Consider the following 5,210-nt stretch of genomic DNA (forward strand, 5'->3'; position numbering starts at 1 on the left):
GCGCCGCAGCGGTGACGGGCCCGGGCCGGACGCCGCTCGGCCCCGGTGCCGCGGAACCCGATACGGGAGACTCCTCGTGTCAATGTGCCGGTTCTCCGGCGGTTTTCACGAATGGCGATTAGAATATTACCTAAAGTAGTCTCCCATTGGTGCTCCGTTTCCGCGGGCAGGACCGGAGGACAGGACCGGGCGGCGGCGGGGTCGAGGCACCCGCCGTACCGGGTCGGCCGACAGCGAGGAGGCCCCGATGACACTCACCCGGCATCCGATCACCGAGCGTAATCGTCGAGTGCTGTTCCGTCCCCGGGAATGGGCGCTGTTCACCCAGCCGCGAGCCGTGGTCGGGTTCGTGGTGGCGCTGGTCGCCGTCGACGTGCTGCTCGCTGCGGTGGGGGTGTGTACCACCGCTCCGCGCGCCGGGGAGCTGCTCACCGCCGCGGTCATCGTCGCCTCCGGAGCGGTCTGCGTCGAGGCCATGCGCCGCCTGGGCATGCCCCAGGGGATGGTCCGCGACCTCCTCGGCGTCTGGTGGATACCGGTCGTGCTGCTCCTGCCGCCGCTGTACTCCCTGCTCACCCCGATCCCGCTGTACGTGCTGATGCAGTACCGCATCCAGCGCGCCGTCATGTTCCGGCGCGTGTTCAGCGCGGCGGTGGTCGCGCTCTCCGGGTTCTCCGCCTCCACCGTGTTCCACGCCCTGCGGCCCGGGCAGGTGGTCCTGCTCGACGGGGTCGCCGGATCGGCCCGGAGCAGCGTGCTGCTCAACGGCCCGGGGATCGGCGCCGCCGTGCTGTGCGCGGTCCTGTTCACCGTGTGCAACACCGTGCTCATCGCCGGGGCGATCCGGCTCAGCGTGCCCGAGGAGCCGCGCCGCACCACGGTCTGGAACTCCGAGTCGCTGCTGCTCGACACGGTCGAGGTGTGCGTCGGGCTGATCGTGGCCGTGCTGTGCGCGCTGTCGCTCTTCCTCCTCCTGGTCGTGCTGCCGCCGGTGCTGCTGCTCCAGCGCAGCCTGCTCTTCCAGCAGTTGCAGACGGCGGCGCGCACCGACCCCAAGACAGGACTGCTCAACGCGGTCGCCTGGGAGCGGGTGGCCAAGACCGAGCTGGCCCGGGCGCTGCGCACCGGCTGCCCGCTGGCCGTCCTCATCGTCGACATCGACCACTTCAAGAAGGTCAACGACACCCACGGGCACCTGATCGGCGACCAGGTGCTGCTCGGCGTCGCCACCACGCTCAGCCACCAGCTCCGCCAGTACGACGTGATCGGCCGTTTCGGCGGCGAGGAGTTCGTGGTCCTGCTGCCCGGGGCCGACATGGCCGAGGCCTGCCGGGCCGCCGAGCGGCTGCGCACCCGGGTGGGACGCATGGCGCTGCCGGTCAACGACACCACGGTGACCGTCACCGTCTCCATCGGGGTGGCCCTGCTGCGGGTGCACGGACGGGACCTGCTGGAACTCATGGCAGCGGCCGACCTGGCACTGTACCGGGCCAAGGACTCCGGACGCGACCGCGTCTGCCTCCCGGTGGCCAAGTCGGTGGGGGTCTCCGTCCGCTCCGCCGACGAACCGTCCGCGGAGTCCCGCGACTCCTGAACGGCTGTCCACAGCCCGCGACTGCGACTTGTGCCGCCGTGAGAGCGGTCACGGAGGGTGGAGGCATGAACACCGAAGAGCAGTTCCGCTTCCCTGTCCGCCTCTCCGTACGCAACCCCGTCGACCTGATCGCCGCCGTCCCCTACCTGATCGGCTTCCACCCGAAGGACTGCATCGTCGCGCTGGGCTCTGACGGCCGCGACGGCTTCATCAACCTCGCCTCGGGCTGCGGCCCCCTCTCCGAGAGCGACCACGACCCCTCCGACATCGCCACGCGCCTCGCCGACTCCTTCGCCGAACAGGGCTGCACCCGGGCGGTCGTCCTCGGCTACGGCCCCGCCGAGCTGGTCGCCCCCTGCCTGCTGGCCTCCCGGAACAGCCTCGTCGACCGGGGCGTCGCCGTCGCCGAGACGCTCCGGGTGACCGAGGACCGCTACTGGTCCTACGACTGCTCCGATCCCGACTGCTGTCCACCCGAGGGGGTGGCCTACGACGTCCACCGCTCCACCATCCCCGCCGCGGCGGTCGCGGCGGGAGTGCGGGTCCGCGCCGACCGGGACGAGATCCTGGCGCTCGTCGAACCCGTCGGCGGAGCCGAGCGCGCAGAGATGACCCGGGCCACCCGGGAGGCCGAGGAGCGCGCGGCGCGGCTGTGGGGAGCCGCACCCAGCCCGCGCCACGAGGCCCTCACCGCCGAGGGCGTCCGCACGGTGCGGGCCGTGGTGTCCGCCGCGTTGGAGGGCGCCCCGCCGCCGGACCACGCGACCGTGGCCTGGCTGGGGCTGCTCCTGGTCGACCTGCGCGTCCGGGACGAGGCATGGGCGCACATCGACCGCGAGCACGTCGCCGTCCACGTCGGCCTGTGGTCGTACGTGCTGTGCCGTGTCGATCCCGCCTACGCCGCCGCGCCCGCGTCCCTGCTCGGGTTCGCCGCCTGGCAGAACGACGACCCCGTGCTGGCCGACGCGGCCCTGGCGCGGGCGCTGGAGGCCGATCCGGACTACTCCATGGCCCAACTCGTCCGCCGGGCGGTGTACTACGGACTTCCTCCCCGCAAGTGGGAGGGCTTCGGCCCCGACTGGCTCGCCGACCAGGCGCCCGTGGGCGACGGCGCCACGGCACTGCGGCCCGCCCGGGACCACGACTCCTGAACCGGCGGCCTCCCGGGCAGTGCGGTGTGGCCCGGGCCGCACCGCAGCCCGCCGGTCCGCGGACGTGGCCGGTGCAGGCGACCGAACACCCTAGGCTGGGAGTCATGGCGGAGTACATCTACACGATGCGAAACGTGCGTAAAGCGCACGGCGACAAGGTAGTCCTGGACGACGTCTCGGGCTCCTTCCTCCCCGGCGCCAAGATCGGCGTCGTGGGCCCCAACGGCGCGGGCAAGTCCACGCTGCTCAAACTGATGGCCGGCATCGAGCAGCCGTCCAACGGCGAGGCGCGTCTCATGCCCGGGTACACCGTCGGCCTACTCGCCCAGGAGCCGCAGCTCGACCCCGCCAAGACGGTTCTGGAGAACGTCCAGGAGGGTGTCGCGGAGACCAAGGCGATGCTCGACCGCTTCAACGAGATCGCCGAGAAGATGGCCACGGACTACTCCGACGAGCTCCTCGAAGAGATGGGCAAGTTGCAGGACGCCCTGGACCACCGCAACGCCTGGGACCTGGACAGCCAGCTCGCCCAGGCCATGGACGCGCTGCGCTGCCCGCCCGCCGACGCCGACGTCTCGGTGCTCTCCGGCGGTGAGAAGCGCCGCGTCGCGCTGTGCAGGCTCCTGCTGGAGCAGCCCGACCTGCTGCTGCTGGACGAGCCCACCAACCACCTGGACGCCGAGAGCGTCCAGTGGCTGGAGCAGCACCTGGAGAAGTACCCGGGAACGATCATCGCGATCACCCACGACCGCTACTTCCTGGACAACGTCGCCAACTGGATCCTGGAGATCGACCGCGGCCGGCTCTACCCCTACGAGGGCAACTACACCACCTACCTGCAGACCAAGGCCGAGCGCCTCAAGGTCGAGGGGGCCAAGGACGCCAAGCGCAAGAAGCGCCTGGAAGAGGAGCTGGAGTGGGTCCGCTCCAACCCCAAGGCCCGCCAGTCCAAGAGCAAGGCCCGCCTACAGCGCTACGAGGAGATGGCCGCCGAGGCCGCCAAGACCCGCAAGCTGGACTTCGAGGAGATCCAGATCCCGCCGGGGCCGCGCCTGGGCAGCACCGTGGTCGAGGTCAAGAACCTCACCAAGGGCTTCGGCGACCGCATCCTGATCGAGAACCTGTCCTTCTCCCTGCCGCCCAACGGCATCGTCGGCGTCATCGGTCCCAACGGCGTCGGCAAGACCACCCTGTTCAAGATGATCGTGGGGCAGGAGCAGCCCGACAGCGGCTCCATCACCATCGGCGAGACCGTGAAGATCTCCTACGTCGACCAGTACCGCGGCCGCATCGACGACGACAAGAACGTCTGGGAGGTCGTCTCCGACGGCGAGAGCTTCATCCGGGTCGGCAACGTCGAGATCCCCAGCCGCGCCTACGTCGCCGCGTTCGGGTTCAAGGGGTCCGACCAGCAGAAGAAGGCCGGGGTGCTGTCCGGCGGCGAACGCAACCGGGTCAACCTGGCGCTCACCCTCAAGCAGGGCGGCAACCTGCTGCTGCTGGACGAGCCCACCAACGACCTGGACGTCGAGACCCTCGGCTCGCTGGAGAACGCGCTGCTGGACTTCCCCGGCTGCGCCGTGATCACCAGCCACGACCGCTGGTTCCTGGACCGGGTCGCCACCCACATCCTCGCCTGGGAGGGCGGCGCCAACTGGTTCTGGTTCGAGGGCAACTTCGAGCTGTACGAGAAGAACAAGATCGAGCGCCTCGGCCCCGAGGCGGCCCGCCCGCACGCCGTGACGCACCGCAAGCTCACCCGCGGCTGACGACCGGCCCGCACCCGACGTCCCCGGTCGGCTCTGCCGGGGCGCGCCGCAGTCTGGACCTCCGGGCAGGATCCGCGGCGCGCCCCGGGCGGCCGGCACGTACCCTGTAGGCGCTATGACTTCCCAGCACGATGACCAAGTGACCTTCTTCGAGGCAGTCGGCGGTGAGGAGACCTTCACCCGCCTGGTCCGCCGCTTCTACGAGGGGGTCGCCGCCGACCCCGTCCTGCGTCCCCTGTACCCCGAGGCCGACCTGGGCCCGGCGGAGGAGCGGCTGCGCCTGTTCCTCATGCAGTACTGGGGCGGCCCGCGCACCTACAGCGAGCGGCGCGGCCACCCGCGGCTGCGCATGCGGCACTTCCCCTACCGCATCGGCGCCGAGGAGCGCGACCGCTGGCTGGCGCACATGCGCGCGGCCGTGGACGAACTCGAGCTGCCTGCCCACCTGGAGGAGCCGCTGTGGAAGTACCTGGTCTACGCCGCCTACGGCATGGTGAACGTGCCGGAGGACGCCGAGCCCCCCGTGGTCACGCGCTCCTTCACCGTCACCGACCGCAGGAGCGACGACGGCGACGAGGGCGAGACGATCCGGGTCTCGCTGAGCTGAACCCTGGCACGGGCGGCCGTCACGGCCGTCCGAGCGCCGCACGGCGGGGGACCACGCCGATCGCGGCGGCGCCGAACAGCGCCGCCGCG

The 5,210-nt window shown here is 71.1% G+C and carries 4 protein-coding genes; all 4 read left to right on the top strand.

Annotated features, from left to right (window positions below; translation table 11 throughout):
• The first annotated feature begins 247 nt into the window (after positions 1–247).
• A complete protein-coding gene (locus tag AC529_RS14680; protein WP_068757689.1) occupies positions 248–1,594 on the top strand; it encodes a sensor domain-containing diguanylate cyclase in 1,347 nt (448 codons plus the stop codon).
• Between the two features lie 65 nt (positions 1,595–1,659).
• A complete protein-coding gene (locus tag AC529_RS14685) occupies positions 1,660–2,745 on the top strand; it encodes a DUF4192 domain-containing protein (RefSeq protein ID WP_068757690.1) in 1,086 nt (361 codons plus the stop codon).
• A 104-nt stretch (positions 2,746–2,849) separates the two neighbouring features.
• Positions 2,850–4,514, top strand: a complete 1,665-nt coding sequence (gene ettA / locus AC529_RS14690) for an energy-dependent translational throttle protein EttA (RefSeq protein ID WP_068757691.1) — start codon at positions 2,850–2,852, stop codon at positions 4,512–4,514.
• A gap of 139 nt (positions 4,515–4,653) precedes the next feature.
• Positions 4,654–5,121 (top strand): globin, encoded by a 468-nt coding sequence (locus tag AC529_RS14695; protein WP_068757693.1) that lies wholly within the window; start codon positions 4,654–4,656, stop codon positions 5,119–5,121.
• The last annotated feature ends 89 nt before the right edge of the window (positions 5,122–5,210 follow it).

It is taken from the genome of Thermobifida cellulosilytica TB100, from assembly GCF_001517975.1.
Taxonomy (GTDB): domain Bacteria; phylum Actinomycetota; class Actinomycetes; order Streptosporangiales; family Streptosporangiaceae; genus Thermobifida; species Thermobifida cellulosilytica.

Bases quoted from the DNA above. Each gene is read 5' to 3' on its own strand.
- AC529_RS14680 (WP_068757689.1), top strand. From the start codon at position 248: ATGACACTCACCCGGCATCCGATCACCGAGCGTAATCGTCGAGTGCTG.
- AC529_RS14685 (WP_068757690.1), top strand. From the start codon at position 1,660: ATGAACACCGAAGAGCAGTTCCGCTTCCCTGTCCGCCTCTCCGTACGC.
- ettA (WP_068757691.1), top strand. From the start codon at position 2,850: ATGGCGGAGTACATCTACACGATGCGAAACGTGCGTAAAGCGCACGGC.